We start from the raw sequence: 18,255 nt of genomic DNA on the forward strand, positions 1-18,255 counted from the left end.
GCGGATGAACCTGCGCAACACCTTCAATCTGGGCGTCAAGGAATTGCGCGGGCTCTGGCGCGATCCGGTGATGCTGGTGCTGATCGTCTATTCCTTTTCGCTCTCGATCTGGACCTCTGCGAACGTCTCGCCCGAGGCGCTGACGAATGCCGCGATCTCGATCGTGGATGAGGATCAGTCGCATCTCTCCGCCCGCATCACCTCGGCCTTTTATCCGCCCTATTTTGTCGAGCCGCAGATGACCACGACGGCCGAGATGGATCGGCGGATGGATCAGGGGCTGGATACTTTTGCGCTGAACATCCCACCGGATTTCGCGCGCGATGTGCTGGCCGGAAAAAACCCGGCGATCCAGCTGAATATCGACGCGACAAGGATGAGCCAGGCCTTCACCGGCGGCGGCTATATCCAGCAGATCGTGTCCTCCGAGGTTTCGGAATATGTGGCGGGCTACCGGGCCGAGACCGCGCTGCCGGTCGATCTGGCGCTCCGCGCGCGGTATAATCCCTCGCTGGATCCGAAGTGGTTCGGCGCGATTTCCGCCGTGATCCGGTCGATCACCATGCTGTCGCTGGTGCTGACCGGCGCGGCGCTGATCCGCGAAAAGGAACATGGCACGGTCGAGCACCTGCTGGTCATGCCCGTCACCCCGACCGAGATCATGTTTTCCAAGATCTGGTCGATGGGGCTGGTGGTGCTGCTGGGGTCGATCTTTTCGCTAAGTGTTGTGGTGCAGGCGCTGATGGCGGTTCCGGTGCAGGGCTCGGTCGTGCTGTTTCTTGCGGGCGCGGTGCTGATGGTTTTCGCCATGACGGGGCTTGGAATTTTCCTTGCCACCATCGCCGGGTCGATGCCGCAATTCGCGCTTTTGCTGATGATGGCGCTTTTGCCGCTGCAGGTGCTGTCAGGCGCGATGACGCCGCGGGAATCCATGCCAGAGATCATCCAGACCATCATGCTTGCAGCCCCCAACACGCATTTCATCATCCTCTCGCAGGGCATCTTGTTCCGAGGTGCGGGGCTTGACGTGGTCTGGCCCCAGTTCGCGGCGCTGGCGGCGATCGGGGTGGCGCTGTTCTGGCTGGCACTGATACGATTCAAGAAATTCCTGCGGTAAGGCATATGTTGGGCCGCCTGCTTCTGATCCTGACGCTTGCGCTTGCAGGCTGCGCTGCGCGTCCGGGGCCGGAAGTTCTGGCCCCCGATGCCGGTGCCCTGCCCGAGGGCGCCCGCCTTGTCCGGGTGCTGACCATGACCACCCGCGCGCCCGAGGCAAATCTGCCGGGGGCCTTTGGCGACTCTCGCTCCATCCGGCCAAGCTGGCTGGAATACGAGGTCTCGGTGCCGCCTGGCCATCGGCCGGGAAAGATTGAATGGCCGGATCGCAATGGCAGCAGCGCCGACCGGAATTTCGTGATGCGCAGCCGGCAGACGCTTAGCCGTGACGCCTTTGCAAAGCGTCTCTCGCGCGAGGGGGTCGGGCTTTATGTCCACGGCTTCAACACCCGCTTTCATGAGGCCTTGTTCCGTACCGCGCAGCTTTCGGTCGATGCGCATATCGAGGAAAAGCCCGTCCTTTTTACATGGCCCTCGGCAGGCTATCCGGGCGCCTATCTGGCTGATCGTGACGCGTCTGACTTTTCCCGCGCGGCGCTTGCCGATCTGCTGCGGCTTTTGACAAAGGGTCGGTCCGCTTCCGACGCGGTGCCGGTGCTGGCTCACAGCATGGGCGCGCGGCTGACGATGGAGACGCTGGTGCAACTGCGTCTTGCCGGGCGGGACGATGTGCTGGACCGGATCGAGGTCATCCTTGCCGCCCCGGATATTGATATCGATCTTTTCCGCGCCCAGATGGTCAGCCTTGGGCCGATGAAGCATCCCATCACGGTGCTCGTCTCCTCGGACGATCTGGCGCTGAAACTGTCGTCGCAGCTTTCGGTACGTCGGATACGGCTTGGGCTTGTCGATGTGCGTGATCCGGCGGTCCAGCGCCTGGCGGTCGCGACCGGAATACGGATCGTGGATATTACCGATATTCCGACCGATGATCCCGCCCACAGCCGCTATGTCGGCCTGCTTTCCGGCGAGGCCGGGGCTGTGGTTGAAAACACCCTTTTCGGTGAGGTACGCTTGGCTGGGGCCTTTGTCTTCAATCAGGTCGGTGGTGTCTTCACTGGCATCGGTGATGTGCTGGCGGATTGAGGCCGCGGCCTTGGCCCGGCGTTGGTGCCAGCGGCATTGGCCGGGTCATGGCCTCGACGTCGCGCCGTTTTGCCGGTAATCGTCCATGATGATCAGGGCAGGGACAGGGGATTCCGTGTCCGCCGCCGGACGCCGATGCTTTGCCTGTTCAGTCCGGGGGCGGCTGTTTCGGCGGTTTGACGGCGCTTTACGACATGTCGTCGGCATCGGGCCTTGGGCGCAATGCCTATGTTCAAGAAAAATCTTGAACTCTTTGATTTCGATCAACACTCGTTGATAGTTCTGTGCTAACTTCCGCCGGTAAATTGGAGACGCGACATGGCCCTTACTCCCAAATCAGATGGCTCGGGTGCAACCGGCGATGAAAGCCTTGGCATCGAGGCTTTTCAGGCCGTTGACCGCATACGAGAGGCGCTCTCGGGACAGCTCAGCGGCGGGGTCTCGCCCGGCTCGCTGATGATGGCCTATGTCGACTGGGCCTTTCATCTGGCGCAGGCACCGGGCAAGCAGATGGAACTGGGCGTCAAGGCGGGCCGCAAATGGCAGCGTCTCATGGCGCATCTGATGGCCTCGGCGATGGATCCGCAGGCCGCGCCGGTCATCACGCCCTTGCCGGGCGACCGCCGTTTCGCCGGTGAAGCCTGGGCGAAACCGCCCTTCAGCTGGATGTCGCAGGCTTTCCTGCTGCAGCAGCAATGGCTGCATAACGTCACCCATGAGGTTCCGGGCGTGACGAAGCACCACGAGGATGTGGTGTCTTTTGCCGCGAAACAGATCCTTGATGTCTGTGCGCCTTCGAACAACCCTTTTACCAATCCCGAGGTTGTGGCACGGACCTGGGCTACCGGAGGCATGAACCTTGTGAAGGGCTGGCAGAACTGGCTGCAGGACGTCGTCCGCCAGATCCGGCAGGAGCCGCCAGAGGGTGTCGAGGCCTTTACACCGGGTCGCGATGTGGCGGTGACGCCGGGCAAGGTAATCTTCCGCAACCACCTGATCGAACTGATCCAGTATACGCCCACGACAGAAACCGTGCACCCCGAGCCGGTGCTGATCGTTCCGGCCTGGATCATGAAATACTATATCCTCGACCTCAGCCCGGAGAATTCCCTGATCCGCTGGCTGGTGGCGCAGGGCCACACGGTTTTCGCCATTTCCTGGCGCAATCCGGGTGCAGAGGATCGTGATCTGACGCTGGAGGATTATCGCCGGCTGGGCGTGATGGCCGCGTTGGATGAGATCACCCGTCTAATGCCCGATCAGAAAATCCACGCCACCGGCTATTGTCTGGGTGGCACTTTGCTGTCGATCGCGGCGGCTGCCATGGCGGGGAAGGGGGACGCGCGTCTCGCCTCGCTGACGCTGCTTGCCGCGCAGGTCGATTTCGCCGAACCGGGCGAGCTTGCGTTGTTCATCGACCCAAGCCAGCTGCATCTTCTTGAAAGCATGATGTGGAACCGCGGCTATCTCTCTGCCGATCAGATGGCGGGGGCGTTTCAGCTTTTGCGCTCGAATGACCTCATCTGGTCCCGGATGGTGCGCGATTACATGATGGGCGAGCGGACGGCGATGAATGATCTCATGGCCTGGAATGCCGACAGCACCCGGATGCCCTATCGGATGCATGCCGAATATCTGCGCAGGCTTTATCTGAATAATGAGCTTTCTTCGGGACGCTTCACCGCCGGGGGCAAGACAGTTCTGTTGCAGAACATCCGGGTGCCGATCTTTGCCGTCGGGACCGAGCGCGATCATGTCGCACCCTGGAAGTCGGTCTACAAAATCCACCAGTTCACCGATTGCGAGGTGACTTTCGCGCTGACGTCGGGCGGGCATAATGCGGGGATCGTCTCTCCTCCCGGTCACCCGCGCCGCCGCTACCGGCTGGCGACCCGCGCCCATGACGACGCGCTTTTGCCGCCCGAGACCTGGGTCGAGGCCAATCCTGCAACCGAGGGTTCGTGGTGGACGCCCTGGCAGGCCTGGCTTGCCGCGCGTTCGGGTGCCCCCGCCGCGCCGCCCGCAATGGGCAACGCGCTGGCAGATGCGCCCGGCACATATGTTTTCCAGAGGTGACAAGATGACCGGCACTCTGACCAACTATCTGTTTCACCAGATGAAAATCGGCGACCGCGCCAGTCTTGTCCGCCACGTCGGTCCCAAGGATATTGAATTGTTCGCCGCTGTTTCCGGCGACGCCAACCCCGCGCATCTGGATGCCGGTTTCGCCGCCCATGGGCCGTTTGGCCATGTCGTGGTGCACGGCATGTGGACTGCGGCGCTGATTTCGGCGGTGCTGGGCACCCGCCTGCCGGGGCCGGGGACGATCTATCTCGACCAGCAGATCCGCTTTAACAAGCCGGTTTCGCCAGGCGATACCATCACCGCCGAAGTTGAAGTGGCCGAGCTGATCGAGGGCAAGAACCGTGTCCGCCTGACGACCACCGCCCGCAATCAGCGGGGCGAGGTGGTGCTTTCGGGCGAGGCGCTGGTGCTGGCCCCGGTCGAGCAGGTGACCTGGGTGCCGGGTGACCTTCCCGAGGCGGTGGTCTTGCCGAAGGGGCGCTGGCAGGGCTTTGTCGAAGAGGCCCGCGCATTGCCCCCGGTGCGGGCGGCGGTGGTGCATCCCTGTTCGAAATCCGCGATCCTTGGCGCGATCGAGGTGCGCGACGAAGGCCTGCTTGACCCGATCCTGATCGGTCCCGGCGCAAAGATTCGCGCGGCGGCCGCCGAGGCCGGGGTCTCGCTTGACGGCTTCCGGATCGAGGAGACAGAGCACAGCCATGCAGCGGCGGCGCGGGCGGTGGAACTGGCGGCCTGTGGCAAGGTCCAGGTGCTGGTCAAGGGCAGCCTGCATTCCGATGAACTGCTTGCGGCGGTGGTTTCGAAAAGCGGCGGCCTGCGCACCGAACGCCGGATCAGCCATGTCTATGCGATGGATGTGCCCGCCTATCGCAAGCCGGTGATCGTCACCGATGCCGCGATCAATATCGCACCGACATTAGAGCATAAGCGCGACATCTGCCAGAATGCCGTCGATCTGATGCGGCTTCTGGGGCGCGATCAGCCGAAGGTCGCGGTGCTGGCGGCGGTCGAGACGGTGAACGCGACGATGCCCGCCACGCTGGATGCCGCCGCGCTGACGGTGATGGCGGCTCGAGGCCAGATCACGGGCGCGCTGGTTGACGGGCCGCTGGCCTTCGACAATGCGATCAGCCCCGAGGCGGTGGCGACGAAGGGCATCGTCTCGCAGGTGGCGGGCGAGGCCGATATTCTTCTGGTGCCGGATCTCGAGGCCGGGAACATGCTTGCCAAACAGCTGATCTATTTCGCGGGCGCCACGGCCGCGGGGCTGGTTCTGGGCGCACGGGTGCCAATCGTTCTGACAAGCCGGGCGGATCCTTTATCGGCCCGCATCGCCTCGGCTGCGCTGGCCAAGCTGGTCGCGGTCCGCAAAGCGGAGGGGAAGGCGTGACCCGCGATCTGATCCTGACATTCAACACCGGATCCTCGACTATCAAGCTGGGGTTTTACGCACTGGAGGCCGCCGCGCCGCGCCCGCTGGCCTCGGGCGTGATCGATTTCCGCGATGAGCCTTTCGAAGTGCGCCTGACGCGCGAGGGCAAGACCTTTTCAGGCCCGATCACAGCGGATCCCGGCGATCTGACAGCCGTGCTGAACCAGGCTTTTGCCTGGCTGGCCGGGCATTTCAATCTTTCGCGCCTTGCGGTGATCGGCCATCGGGTTGTGCATGGCGGCGATGTCTTCACAGGACCAGCCCGGATCACCGATCAGGTGATCGCGCAGATCGACGCGCTGGCGCGGCTTGCGCCGCTGCATCAGCCGCAAAGCCTTGCGCTGATCCGGGCGATGCGGGGGCTTTACCCCGATGTGCCACAGACAGCCTCTTTCGACACGGCGTTTCATGCCACCAACCCGCCCCTGATCCGCCGCTTTGCCCTGCCGCGCGCGCTTTATGATCAGGGGATCAAGCGCTATGGCTTTCATGGTCTCTCCTACCGCTATATCGCCGGGCAACTGGGCGATCTGGCCACCGATGCAAAGGTGGTCGCCGCACATCTGGGCAGCGGCGCAAGCCTTTGTGCGATCCGGGGCGGCAAGAGCATCGACAGCTCGATGGGGTTTTCGACGCTGGACGGCATCCCGATGGCGACGCGTTCGGGTGCGCTGGACCCCGGCGTGATCCTGCATCTGATGGGCGAAATGGGGCAAAGCCTGAAACAGGTCGAGACCATGCTCTATCGTGAAAGCGGCCTTCTGGGCGTGTCGGGTTTCGAGGCTGACAGCCGCGAGCTGATGGCCAGCACGCGCCCAGAGGCTGCCGAGGCGCTCGACCTCTTTTGCCTGCGCATCGCGGGCGAGGTGGCACGGTTGGCGACCAGCATGGGCGGGATCGATGCGCTGGTCTTCACGGCAGGAATCGGCGAGCATCAGCCCGGTATCCGCGCCCGTGTCGCCGCGCGGCTGGCCTGGCTTGGGGCAGAGCTTGACCCCGATGCCAATGAAGCAGGGTCGCGCAGGATCAGCACCGCCGCCAGCCGGGTGCAGCTTCTTGTCATTCCGACCGATGAGGAAAGCATCATCGCCCAGGAGGCCGTCAGCGAAGAGGCAGCGACATGATTGATCTGAAAGGCAAACGCGGCCTCGTGGTTGGCGTGGCGAATGAGGCCAGCATCGCCGCCGGTTGCGCCAGGGCCTTTCGCGCGGCGGGGGCAGAGCTGGCGCTGACCTTTCTTAATGAAAAGGCCCGGCCATGGGTCGAACCCGTGGCGCAGGAAGTGGGTGCGCCGCTGTTCCTTCCTTGCGATGTGCGTGAACCCGGCCAGTTGGAAGCCGTGTTTGACCGCATTACCGCTGAATGGGGGCGGCTTGATTTTCTGCTTCATGCCATCGCCTTCGCCCCGCGCGAGGATCTGCACACCAGCGTTGTCAACGCTTCGGCCGAAGGTTTTGCGACGGCGATGGATATCTCTTGCCACTCCTTCCTGCGCATGGCGCGGCTGGCGCGGCCTTTGATGCAGGCGGGTGGTTCGCTGATCACGGTCAGCTTTTACGGCGCGGATCGGGTGGTCGAGAATTACAACCTCATGGGTCCGGTAAAGGCCGCGCTGGAGGCTTCGGTCCGCTATGCGGCGGCCGATCTGGCGGGCGAAGGGATTCGTGCCTTTTCGCTTTCAACCGGTCCGGTCAAGACCCGCGCCGCCTCGGGGATCGACCGGTTCGATGCGCTGATGGATAAGATTCGCGCCCGTACGCCTGCGGGAAAACTGGTAAGCATCGAAGAGATCGGTACGCTGGCGGCCTTTCTGGCAACCGAGGCCGCAAGTCCCATGAGCGGATCGGTGGTCTATGCCGATAACGGATTTCACACCACCGCCTGAGGCAGGCGCGGGGCCCCGCCCTTGACCGGAAGGCGGATCCGGGGCAAAGCGGAATCAACATCAGTTGACAGCATTCTGACAGGCGCCGCCGCGTGACCTTCTTTACGGTTCATCCCTTCCATTCCTTCAATCTTGCCGTGGTCTTGCTGATCGCGGGCAAGATCGGCGTTGTTGCAGAACTCCCGCTTCGGGAGTGAGGAGTAACGCGCGAAAGTTGGTGATGCCCTGAGGGGCGGCATATCATGGCGGTGTTCAGACGCCGTCAATTCTCAGCCGAGAAAGGGATATGATGGTGTGGATGCCGCCGCCCGGCGTCATCGCAACATATCGTCATGCTGATGGCAGCGTGGCAAAGGAATGAGGCACCCACATGACTACAGCAACCATCATCGGCCTTGATCTGGCAAAGAACGTTTTCCACGCGCATGGTGCCTCCGAAGCCGGTGCCGTCGTGTTTCGCAAAAAGCTTTCTCGAAGCCAGGTTCTGCCGTTTCTCTCGGAGCAACCCAAATGCATCGTCGCCATGGAAGCCTGTGCGACCGCCCACGGTTGGGCGCGGGAGATTGAACGCCTCGGCCACAGTCCACGCTTGATCCCACCGCAATATGTGAAGCCATATGTCAAACGCCAGAAAAATGATATGGCAGACGCGGAAGCCATTGCCGAGGCGGGCTCACGTCCGACCATGAGGTTTGTCGAGCCCAAACCCGAGGATCAGCAGATCAGCGCGATGGCCTATCGGACGCGGCAGATGTTCATTGGCCAACGCACCCAAACGATCAACGCCTTGCGTTCGCATCTGGCGGAACACGGTGTGATTGCCGCGACCAATATGTGTGGCCTGAAGAAACTGTCTGCGATGATTGAAGACGAAACGGTGTCCATGCCATGCAAAGTCCGCGAATTGGCGCATGTCTATGTCGACCATATCGCGCAGCTGACAGCGCAGATCGCAGAGATGACGGGTGAGATGCGGGAAATGGCCAAGAAATCCGCGGTGGTGAAGCGCTTGCAGACTGTCCCCGGGGTTGGACTGCAAACCGCAATGGCAGTCGAAACATTCGCGCCGGATCCGGGATGTTTTTCCCGCGGGCGGGATTTCTCGGCTTGGCTGGGACTGGTGCCCAGACAGAATTCCACAGGCGGGAAAAGCCGCTTGGGGAAGGTCTCGGAGATGGGGCAGGTAGACATTCGCAGCCATCTCATCAGAGGCGCCATGTCGGTTATTTCAGCAGCGACCCGTTTTGGCATCAAGAAGGGCTCGTGGCTTGAACGGCTTCTGGCTCGGAAACCAAAACTCGTGGCGGCGGTCACCCTGGCAAATAGAATGGCCCGTGCGATCTGGGCGATGCTGACGAAGAACGAGGATTACAAGAACCCCGAGGCGGTCGCGTAACAGCGAGACGCGCCAATCTCTGCCTCGGTCGATGTGTGAGGAGGTCACCGAAGCTTTTATGGGAAACTGATCGGCCAGATCCGGACCGGGAAAACCATCTATGTGGCATTGGGCGTCCAAGCCCTCGGATATGATTTGGACCCGGTACGCGCATCACCATATCGGCCCGCGGCCATGAACAGTGCCGCAACGACAAGGCCTAATACATGACCGCACCCGATCGCACCCAAAGAGGTTCAAAATACCCCTTGCACCAAAGGCGGCATCCATACATGCCACATGTCGGAGACTACCATCAGCACGCTGCCCGATCCATCGGGGTTTTCGCCGGATCCGCTGACGGACCTCATCCGGGAGGGTGCGCGCAAGCTTATCGAACAAGCGGTTGAGGCCGAGCTGGCAACGCTCCTCGCCGCGTTCGCTGAGGAAAGGCTCGATGACGGCCGGGCCAGGCTGGTGCGGCACGGACATTTGCCGGAGCGCGAAATCCTGACCGGGATCGGTCCGGTCGCCGTGAAGGTGCCGCGGGTGCGGGATCGCAAGCCGGGAGCGGAGAGGATCTCCTTCACGCCCAGCATCCTGCCGCGCTACCTGCGCAAGGCCAAATCGGTCGAGGAACTGCTGCCCTGGCTCTACCTCAAGGGGGTCTCCACCGGCGATTTCGGCGAGGCGCTGGCCGCCCTTCTGGGGCCGGACGCCAAGGGCCTGTCGGCCAAGACCGTCACCCGCCTGAAAGCCAACTGGTGGTCCGAATACGAGGCTTGGGAGAAGCGCGACCTCGGAACCCGGCGGTTCCTCTACATCTGGGCCGACGGTGTCTACTTCAAGCCGCGCATGGCCGAGGAAAAGCAATGCGTTCTGGTCATCGTCGGGGCGGATGAATACGGCCGGAAGGAACTGCTGGCCATGACCGACGGCTTCCGCGAGAGCACCCAGAGCTGGCGCGAGGTGCTGCTCGATCTCAAGCGGCGCGGCCTCACGCAGGATCCCAAGCTCGCGATCGGCGACGGTGCCCTCGGCTTCTGGACGGCCCTGCGCGAAGTCTTCCCCACGACGCAGGAGCAGCGGTGCTGGCTGCACAAGACCATGAACGTGCTGAACGCGCTGCCGAAATCGGCGCAGGCCAGGGCCAAAGGACACCTGCACGACATCTGGCAGGCCGGGACAAAGGCCGAAGCCAACGTCGCCTTCAACTTCTTCGTCGAAACCTACGGCGTGAAATGGGACAAGGCGGTGGCCAAGCTGGTCAAGGACCGGGACGCGCTGCTGACCCTCTACGACTATCCGGCCGAGCACTGGAAACATATCCGGACGTCAAATCCGATCGAGAGCACCTTCGCCACCGTCCGGCACCGCACCCGGCGAACCAAGGGCTGCCTGAGCCGAAAGACCGGGCTCGCCATGGCCTTCCGGCTGATGATGTCGGCGCAGAAGAAATGGCGGAGGCTCGACGGCCGGAACCGCCTGCCAGAGGTCATCAGCGGGGTTGAGTTCCGCGACGGCGTCCGCCACATTCAAGCTGCCGCCTGATCAAGCGTCACCAACTTTCGAGCATATCTCGCGCCGCGGCATGACACACGCCTTTCAGCAAGGCTAACTCAAATTGATGGGAATCCTGATCAGTCTGAGCGAACGGCGACACATGGAGCAAGCGCTGTGATCACCCCTCTTGCATTGCTACTGCTGATGATATTCGCGGCCCGGACCAAAGCTCAGACGCTTGTCTACGTTCCCCTGAGGAGCATGAGTCTATTCCGCAGCACTGGTAGACTGCATATGATGGAACATCTTGCTAGCCGACGTCCCGCATAAGCGCACGAATGGGAGTTGGAGCGGGTCGCACGGCGAGAGCATTAAGGCCACGATTACGTGGTTTTAGATGAGTTCCTCACGGCAACGTTGCTTTGCTTCCGGCTGAATTGGCAGAAGACCAGCAAGATAGCCCCGGCCGTGATCCATACATCTGCAAGGTTGAACACAAAAGGGTGCCATGCCCCGAAGTGCAGATCGAGATAGTCGGTCACTGTTCCATACACCGCACGGTCAATGACATTGGCGAGCGCCCCTGCCACGATGGAAGAGGCGGCGATACGTTCCAAGCCTTGCGATCTAAAAGCCCAGAGCGCGAAACTTGCTGTTAATGCGGCCGTAGCAAGCAGCAGCGTGAGCCGTGCAATCTCACCCTCGAATGAAAGCAGGCTGAACGAAACCCCATGATTGAAGGTCAGACGCAGCGCGACAAAGGGCAGAAATTCGGTTGCTGCGCCATAGGGTTCGAGGGAGGCGCGCGCCCATAGCTTTGCTGCAAGATCGAGCGCAGCTCCAAAGGCGATGATGAGTATAGGCCAAGCCATTTTCATGCACGGCCCGCCTGTTTGAGGTCGGAACGCGCATCTCGGATGATCGACCACGCCGATTGCAGGAACAGGCCCGCCACGGCGAACGCCACCAGAAGATCAGGCCAGGGCGAGCCGAGCGCCCAGACGAGGACGGCCGCGACGACCACAGCAAGATTGCCAATCGCATCGTTGCGCGAGAACAGCCAGACAGCGCGCATATTGGCATCCCCTTTGCGGTGCGGCAGCAGCACCAGGGCGGCAGCCACATTGACGATGAAGGCCACGACCGCGAAGCTGCCCATGAGGAAGGTTTCCGGCTGATGCTCGACAAAGACGCGGTAGAGCGTCGAGCCAATCACGCCAAGCCCGAGGAGGCCCAGGAACACACCTTGCAGCAGCGCCGCCTTGGCGCGAGCTGCGAGACCCCATCCCACTGCGATAAGGCCGAGGAAGGAAATCAGGCCGTCGCCTACAAAATCGAGCGCATCCGCCTGTAGGGCCTGCGAACCCGACAGAAAGCTGCCGATAATCTCGATCACGCCATAGCCGACATTAAGCAGGACGACGATCCAGAGTGCGCGCTTGTAGGCGGAGGTAACGTGCGACAGGTCAGGGATCTTGTCGTCATCCTCATCAGCCTCCACCCCGTCCACCTTGGGCTGGCCAATGCGGTCAAGCTGATAACCCAGGCTTGTTACCACTTGCTCAACAACAGGAAGCCGTGCCTGTGGATCATCGACATTGAGCGTCATGATCTGCGAGGCAATCGACACCTTCACATCGCCCACCCCTTCAACCTTGCGGGCCGCGCCCTCGATCTTGGCGGCGCAGGACGCGCAGTCCATGCCCGTGACGTGATAGCGGATTGTGTCGGTTGCAGCGGCCATTCGTTGGTCCTCGAAACTCTAGCCTTGCCCTGCTACAACCTGTAGCGACTACAGGAGCAAGGCAAAAAGATGCAGATCGGAGATTTATCCCGGCAGGCGGGCGTGAACATCGAGACGATCCGCTATTATGAGCGCATTGGGGTTTTGCCCAAGCCTGCCCGCCAGCTGAACGGACGACGCACCTACAGCCCCGTCGATGCTGAACGCTTGGGCTTCATCCGCCATGCGCGCGAGCTTGGCTTTGATCTGCCAAGCATCCGCATCCTGCTGGCCTTGCAAGAGAGGCCGGAAGCATCATGTGAGGATGCGAGCCGTATTGCCCAAGAGCAGCTTGAGGCAGTCGAAAGCCGTATTGCCCGTCTACTTCTTCTACAGGATGAACTGGCCCGCATGGTTAGAGAATGCAAACGAGGCAAGGTATCTGAATGCCGGGTAATCGAGGCTCTAGCTACCTGAGAATGATAGTCAATCAAGCATACACCTCTCAGACTTCTCCGTGATGTGCATGCAGGCAGTTCTAGTGGTTGCTCAGGACCTCGATGACCTTGCAGTCCGAGACTGTGCCCTGGGCGCATTGCGTCAGCATGCGTTCCAGTTCCTGCTGCAGGGCCTGACGGCGCGTAATACGGTCCTCGACCGCGACAAGCTGGCGCGTGGCGATGACATCAGCAGCAGCGCAAGTCATGTCGGGCTGGTCCGAAAGACTGAGCAGTTCCCGGATGTCGTCCAGCGGAAAGCCGAGTTCACGGGAGTGGTGGATAAAGGCGAGCCGCTCCTGCTCCGGCGCAGCACGATCATGGTCACGCGCAAGCCGCCCCTGTCGAGCGGGAGAAATCCTGGCATCAGAGAAGATGGGCAAGATCGTTCGCGACAAGTACCCCGAGCTGGACGAGGCCGATCAGGAGGCCGTGCGCCAGCACGCCATTGCCGCGATGAATTTCACGCAGCAGGCCAAGAAGACGCTGTTGGGGGATGGCACCGATGCTCCGTCCAACACCGCCTTTGTCGATGGCGTTCGCCAGTTCGCCATGAGCGTCAAGGAGCTGGATATCGACCTGATTGACCGGATTAACCCGTTCAGCGAAGCCTATGCGATCCTCGCCAAGACCATGAGCGAGGAGAGCCTGAAAGAGGTGGCCGCGGTGATCGAGGCCAAGAAGATCAAGCTGTCCCCGGAGGAAGCCCGAGACCTCGCCAAGCGTGCTGTGAAGTTCAAACAGGAGCGCGGGCGGCTGCCGTCATTGACCTCCACAGATGCCTGGGAGAAACGCATGGCCGAAGGCGTGGCCTTCCTCACGCGCATGAAGCAGGAGGCGATGAATGGCTAACATGTTCACCGAAGATGACGATGCCCTGCTGTCCGAGCTGGGCATCGAAGTCGAGAAGAAGAAGCAGGTCACGCGGACGCCCCGCGAAGAACGGATTATCGCGGGCTTCGAGGACATCCAGAAATTCGTCGCCGAGCATGGACGGCTGCCTCGGCATTCCGAGGCAGGCGATATTTTCGAACGGCTTTATGCCGTGCGCCTTCAACGGCTGCGGGAGTTGCCGGAAGCCGCTGACCTTCTTGCCGACCTCGATGCTGGGGGCCTGCTGTCCGGAGTAGAGGTGACGCCAGTTGCCGATGATCTGGATGACGATGCGTTGCTTGCCGCGCTTGGCGTCGAGGTCGAAGCCTCCCCTATCACCGAGCTGAAGCATGTCCGTTCTAACGCCGAACGCAAGGAGGCGGAGGACATCGCGAACCGTCAGCGGTGTGAGGATTTCGAGACGTTCCAACCGCTGTTCGAGAAGGTACAGCGTGAACTGGATGCCGGGCAGCGTGAAACCCGCCCCTTCGAGCTGAAGGCCGAGATCCAGAAGGGCCGTTTCTTCATCGTTGAGGGGCAAAAGGCCTATGTCGCGGAGATGGGCGAGGAGACCCTTACCGATCAAGGTCGGACGGATGCCCGTCTGCGCGTGATTTTCGACAACGGTACGGAAAGCAGAATGCTGATGCGTTCGCTTCAGCGGGCTTTGAACAAGGACGAGTCCGGTCGGAGGATCACCGAGTCCGTCGCGGGGCCGTTGTTCGCGGACGCACCCGAAGAGGGCGATAGCACCACCGGCACGATCTATGTCCTGCGCAGCAAGTCGGATCATCCAATGGTGTCTGAGAACAGGGACCTCGTGCACAAGATTGGCGTGACCACATTGGGTGTCGAGAAGAGGATTGCCGGCGCGCATCTTCAACCGACCTTCCTGATGGCGCCGGTCGAGGTCGTGGCGACCTATGAGCTCTACAACATCAACCAGACTCGGCTTGAAAACCTGATCCACCGGATTTTCGGGACTGCACAGCTCGACATCGAAATTCCGGATCGGTTCGGTCGTCCCGTGACGCCCAGAGAGTGGTTTCTGGTGCCGCTGTTCGTCATTGACGAGGCGGTTCAGAAGATCAAGGACGGCACGATTACCAAGTTTCGCTATGACCCGGAGAAGGCCAGCCTCGTCTCCAGCTGAAGAGTGGGTTGCTGTAACTCTGGAAGAAATTTGACGTTCGCCCTTTTGGGGCAGGCGTTTGGGTTGTGGCCGTTTATGGGTTCCAGACCGGTCGTGTACGCCAGTCGGTTGGGAAACCCATTTTCGATCGGTCGGAATCAGATTGTGCTTCGATCAGACTCCGCAGCCGATCTCGCCAAGTGCTGTCCGTCGCTTGCTTGTCCATCATGTGAAGCAGAACGACCAATATGTTATAGAGCCGATTGTCGTTCTCTTCTTGCTTGCCTTCGGTCACCAGCACCAAGTCATCTTTGAAGCGCTTTATCTTGGGCAGTCGTTTGACCGTCCTGCGGTTCCAAAGCCGTCCGTGATGTGCGCAGATGTTTCTGGTCAACGCCAACACCTGTAGAGTGCCCTCTACGATCTCTTTGGTTGGCAAGCCCAGATCACGTCCCACCTGTGATTTGATTTTATTGTCTTTTGTCGCCTGGAACCACTTCGAGAGTTCGCCAAGCGTCATCAGTTCGGTTGCCGACCACAGGGGCGGGGAATAGGGGTCCGTGTACTTGCCTTTGTAGTACAAAATGAAGGTTTCTTCGGATTTATCCACGGTCCGAGCGAGACGGACGAGCTGTTCTGCATGGTTCAAAAAGCCAGAGAACAGGCGGTGATCCAAATGAGCATGGGCACCGTGGGCATGTGCCATATGATAGGTCCAGCGCGATCTCACATGCACTTCAACACGTTCGATTGCCTCCAGTACCAGAACGCGCAGCCTTCGGTCGAAGACATACAGATCGGTTACCGCACTGAGGGTTGCGCCGTTTTCGAAGACCTTGCTGCGCGCGTTGCCGTTTTCGGGAGGTTTTTCGAAGGGGAGCCAGTAGGCGCTCAGCCTATAGTATCCAACTGTCTCAAGCCACTTCTTTGCAGTGTCATGGTCGCCGACATCCATGCCACGCTGGATGAGGAGCTGTAGTTGTTGCTCGATGCTTGAAGGCGTCTTCGTGAACTTCAAAGTACTGAGCAGACCCCTAAAAACAAGTAACCCCCCTGTATTGAGCTCGGCCTCTCGACCGGTCGCCTGGGGGGTGTTGTTGATAGAACTATATGTTCGGTCCGGCTGAATGTCAACGCATGTGTACCCGAGGGTTCCTGCACGATCACGTGGCAGGGGGATTGTGACTGACAGCAAAAGTCCCTGCATGCTTGAGCTGCGCCAAGTCGCGCCCGTCTAGGGAACCGCCGGTTCCCCCACGCAAGGCCGCTCGCTTAACGGATCGAAGGGGTTTCCCCAACCACGGTCTCGGGCAGGGGAGTGGACAGAACATGGTGGTCATGCGGCGCGTTTTCTGTTTGCGACGGTCAGCCGACCATCGAGAACAGCGGCCCTTGTGACGGCTACTCGGTGAGCCCCTTTGGGCGACCACCGCATCCTTCTGCGCTTTCCCATACGGGCATTGGCAATGTCTTCGACTGATCCTTCGGCACGAGATGACGAGATGGGCAGCCCGTTACGGTACCGTCGGCCATAATCGACGAGGGATTCCATGTTGTTCGCGAGATAGGTGTACAGTGTCTCGCAGCGGGCCTGCACACGAGCGGCAGCGGTGCGGACAGCCAGAGGTTCTTCCCCGAGGCCGACGCAATCATGCATCAGCGCCTTCAGATATGTTTCCGCCACCCGTGCTCTGCCATGCCAAAGCCGCCAACGGAGGCTTTTCGCGGGGCGCTGGAACAGCACTGGAACTCCAGTGAACCCCGGTGTCTGGACCAGACCCTGAACGGCGGCCTCGATATGTTGAATGCGCATCGAGATGTGCCACCAGTCGAGGATATGTTTCACCTGACCGTCGCCACCCACGGCATTCCGTATGAGGTTCGGGAGAGCAAGCTCGCCATCAGAGATTACCGTCAACAGACGGCCTGGCTTCCATCCATAGTCGGACAGCTCTTCTCGCATGCGGCTGCTTGGCGATGCCGTCGCATTGGCGACCAAGCCAAATCGTCGGCACATATTGCGACTTTCAATCTTGCCGACCACAAGATCCAGGTGTCGCTGCTGATACTCCGGTCGACAGCGGATATGCGCACCGTCCAGAAAAACCGTCAAACCACCTTTGGGCGGGGCTTCAACGGGATCGCCTGATGCCCTTCGACTTTTCTCGAGCCCAGTGGCTACTCTTCCCAACCGGTCACGCACCGTGGTGTGATGGGGCGGATGGCAGGGGAGGAAGCTTTTCATCAGCCGCGCCGCTTCGCGAAAGGTATGCCGGGAACCAAGGTCCGCATGTAGCCGCTGCAACTCCGGGGTAGCCCGGTCTGGAAAGAAACAGGCCAGCGGAGAAATAGCTCCGCCGGGCATCGCTGCTGACCTGGCATCACAAGAACATCGGCGCAAGCGCGCGGCTTTGACCCGAACCCGCCCAAAGAGCGTGTCGAGAACGCGCGTGCGGTAGTCATGAATGGCACGAACCGAGGCGCAATCCGGGCATGCGCGGCTTTCTCGAATGATCTCATCGACCTGGTCGTAAAGGATTACCCTTTGGATCTGTTCGACGATCCTCTTCCCATCCTCGAGGCACAGCCCGATCCCATCTGGACAGGTCACCCGGTAGGGTCGAGAAATGCCTTCAAGCTGATGAGTGCGCTTCTCCCCGTTGTCGAAGGTAGTTTCGATCGTAATCCGTACGTCCATGGCAGCCCCCCATACAAAGAGCTTACCTTAGCACAGGCCAGATCACCGACGACGACCCCCATGTTCTGTCCACTCCCACGCGACAACTGGCCAAGCTCGACACCGACGTTGAACGCAATGAGGTTACCCAGAAGGCCATCGGGCGAGATTTCATAGCTCTGGATTTTGGTCGCCAGACCAAAGCCATGCAGCAGTCCGAAGATCAGAGTCGCGGCCTTGGTATCCGGCTGCACCCCGAACCACAGCCGGAACGCGCCGAGGTTGTCGAGCGTCTTGTAAACCACCGAAAACGCGATGATCGCATCGATGATGTAGGCGTTGATCGAAATGGACCACCAGACTCCCGCGATCATCGTGACCGAATGGCCGATGGCAAAGATGCTGACGTAGGTAGCGATGTCCTTCGAGCGGTAAAGAAAGAACACCACCCCCGCGAGGAACAGGAGGTGATCGTAACCCGTCACCATATGCTTGGCGCCGAGGTAGATGAAGGCGATGGGGCGAAAGCCCGTCACCTCTTGCACATAGCCTGCGTCGCCTTCGGTGACGTTATGGGCAAGGGCCGCGCCTGCCAGAAGCAGGGAGGCAAGAAGGGTGCAGAGCGCAGCAAGGGCTGGCCACGGCACAGGGGGACGCAGAAGCGCCCGGGAATTGGGTGTCATATCGTAGATCCTGATTGATGAATCGGTCGGACCGCCCGCTGACGCAGGCGGCGGCTCAGATGATCATCAGGCGCGGCGGCCGTCGCGGGCCCTCCCGGATCGTACCATCTGCGACCATGCCTTCCGGTCGAAGGGCGCGCGTCGGTGGGGCATGGAACGCGGCGCCTGGCGGGGCAAGAACGGCCGCG

17 protein-coding genes are annotated in these 18,255 nt (G+C 61.0%); 11 read left to right on the forward strand and 6 right to left on the reverse strand.

Annotated elements, in window-relative coordinates; translation table 11 throughout:
- Positions 1–4 precede the first annotated feature (4 nt).
- The 8 genes from D2N39_RS19285 to D2N39_RS19320 all read left to right on the forward strand — a co-directional run bounded on the left by D2N39_RS19285 (position 5) and on the right by D2N39_RS19320 (position 10,530).
- On the forward strand, positions 5–1,117 hold the full coding sequence (locus D2N39_RS19285) for an ABC transporter permease (RefSeq protein ID WP_050527161.1): 1,113 nt from the start codon (positions 5–7) through the stop codon (positions 1,115–1,117).
- 5 nt (positions 1,118–1,122) lie between these two features.
- On the forward strand, positions 1,123–2,202 hold the full coding sequence (locus D2N39_RS19290) for an alpha/beta hydrolase (protein ID WP_078542995.1): 1,080 nt from the start codon (positions 1,123–1,125) through the stop codon (positions 2,200–2,202).
- Between the two features lie 318 nt (positions 2,203–2,520).
- Positions 2,521–4,278: a PHA/PHB synthase family protein gene (locus D2N39_RS19295; protein WP_051693716.1), complete on the forward strand. Its 1,758-nt coding sequence runs from the start codon at positions 2,521–2,523 to the stop codon at positions 4,276–4,278.
- A 4-nt stretch (positions 4,279–4,282) separates the two neighbouring features.
- Complete coding sequence (locus tag D2N39_RS19300) at positions 4,283–5,677, forward strand: bifunctional enoyl-CoA hydratase/phosphate acetyltransferase (protein WP_089258481.1); 1,395 nt, start codon at positions 4,283–4,285, stop codon at positions 5,675–5,677.
- Positions 5,674–6,843, forward strand: a complete 1,170-nt coding sequence (locus tag D2N39_RS19305) for an acetate/propionate family kinase (RefSeq protein ID WP_119136420.1) — start codon at positions 5,674–5,676, stop codon at positions 6,841–6,843. Before D2N39_RS19300 ends, D2N39_RS19305 begins: the two co-directional genes overlap by 4 nt.
- Positions 6,840–7,604, forward strand: coding sequence for an enoyl-ACP reductase FabI (fabI, locus tag D2N39_RS19310; protein ID WP_035745640.1), 765 nt, complete (start codon positions 6,840–6,842; stop codon positions 7,602–7,604). Before D2N39_RS19305 ends, fabI begins: the two co-directional genes overlap by 4 nt.
- Positions 7,605–7,974: 370 nt before the next feature.
- On the forward strand, positions 7,975–9,000 hold the full coding sequence (locus D2N39_RS19315) for an IS110 family RNA-guided transposase (protein WP_119136421.1): 1,026 nt from the start codon (positions 7,975–7,977) through the stop codon (positions 8,998–9,000).
- A 279-nt stretch (positions 9,001–9,279) separates the two neighbouring features.
- Entirely contained in the window at positions 9,280–10,530 is a 1,251-nt protein-coding gene (locus D2N39_RS19320) for an IS256 family transposase (RefSeq protein WP_017469024.1), read from the forward strand.
- Positions 10,531–10,865: 335 nt separating this feature from the next.
- Here the strand turns inward: D2N39_RS19320 and lspA are convergent, their stop codons facing one another.
- Positions 10,866–11,360 (reverse strand): signal peptidase II, encoded by a 495-nt coding sequence (lspA, locus tag D2N39_RS19325; RefSeq protein WP_108130633.1) that lies wholly within the window; start codon positions 11,358–11,360, stop codon positions 10,866–10,868.
- Positions 11,357–12,226 (reverse strand): cation transporter, encoded by an 870-nt coding sequence (locus D2N39_RS19330; protein WP_233557292.1) that lies wholly within the window; start codon positions 12,224–12,226, stop codon positions 11,357–11,359. The genes lspA and D2N39_RS19330 overlap by 4 nt, the downstream gene beginning before the upstream one ends.
- 69 nt (positions 12,227–12,295) lie before the next feature.
- Here D2N39_RS19330 and D2N39_RS19335 point away from each other — a divergent pair, with 69 nt between their 5' ends.
- Complete coding sequence (locus D2N39_RS19335) at positions 12,296–12,682, forward strand: MerR family transcriptional regulator (RefSeq protein ID WP_119136422.1); 387 nt, start codon at positions 12,296–12,298, stop codon at positions 12,680–12,682.
- A gap of 61 nt (positions 12,683–12,743) precedes the next feature.
- Here the strand turns inward: D2N39_RS19335 and D2N39_RS19340 are convergent, their stop codons facing one another.
- Positions 12,744–13,085: a MerR family DNA-binding protein gene (locus D2N39_RS19340; protein WP_407645604.1), complete on the reverse strand. Its 342-nt coding sequence runs from the start codon at positions 13,083–13,085 to the stop codon at positions 12,744–12,746.
- On the opposite strand from D2N39_RS19340, the gene D2N39_RS19345 reads away from it, so the two are divergent.
- Positions 13,078–13,554, forward strand: a complete 477-nt coding sequence (locus D2N39_RS19345) for a pseudomurein-binding repeat-containing protein (protein ID WP_199725315.1) — start codon at positions 13,078–13,080, stop codon at positions 13,552–13,554. The genes D2N39_RS19340 and D2N39_RS19345 overlap by 8 nt on opposite strands.
- Complete coding sequence (locus D2N39_RS19350) at positions 13,547–14,728, forward strand: GIY-YIG nuclease family protein (RefSeq protein ID WP_119136424.1); 1,182 nt, start codon at positions 13,547–13,549, stop codon at positions 14,726–14,728. Before D2N39_RS19345 ends, D2N39_RS19350 begins: the two co-directional genes overlap by 8 nt.
- Positions 14,729–14,801: 73 nt before the next feature.
- Here D2N39_RS19350 and D2N39_RS19355 read toward each other — a convergent pair whose 3' ends face one another.
- The 3 genes from D2N39_RS19355 to D2N39_RS19365 all read right to left on the reverse strand — a co-directional run bounded on the left by D2N39_RS19355 (position 14,802) and on the right by D2N39_RS19365 (position 18,067).
- The gene (locus tag D2N39_RS19355; RefSeq protein WP_119136461.1) at positions 14,802–15,725 is read right to left on the reverse strand and encodes an Abi family protein; all 924 of its coding nucleotides are present in this window, start codon (positions 15,723–15,725) and stop codon (positions 14,802–14,804) included.
- 318 nt (positions 15,726–16,043) lie between these two features.
- Entirely contained in the window at positions 16,044–17,405 is a 1,362-nt protein-coding gene (locus tag D2N39_RS19360; RefSeq protein WP_119136425.1) for an ISKra4 family transposase, read from the reverse strand.
- A complete protein-coding gene (locus tag D2N39_RS19365) occupies positions 17,315–18,067 on the reverse strand; it encodes a HupE/UreJ family protein (RefSeq protein ID WP_233557294.1) in 753 nt (250 codons plus the stop codon). The genes D2N39_RS19360 and D2N39_RS19365 overlap by 91 nt, the downstream gene beginning before the upstream one ends.
- Positions 18,068–18,255 lie beyond the last annotated feature (188 nt).

Origin of the sequence: Gemmobacter lutimaris (genome assembly GCF_003570715.1) — a bacterium.
Lineage (GTDB): Bacteria > Pseudomonadota > Alphaproteobacteria > Rhodobacterales > Rhodobacteraceae > Gemmobacter > Gemmobacter lutimaris.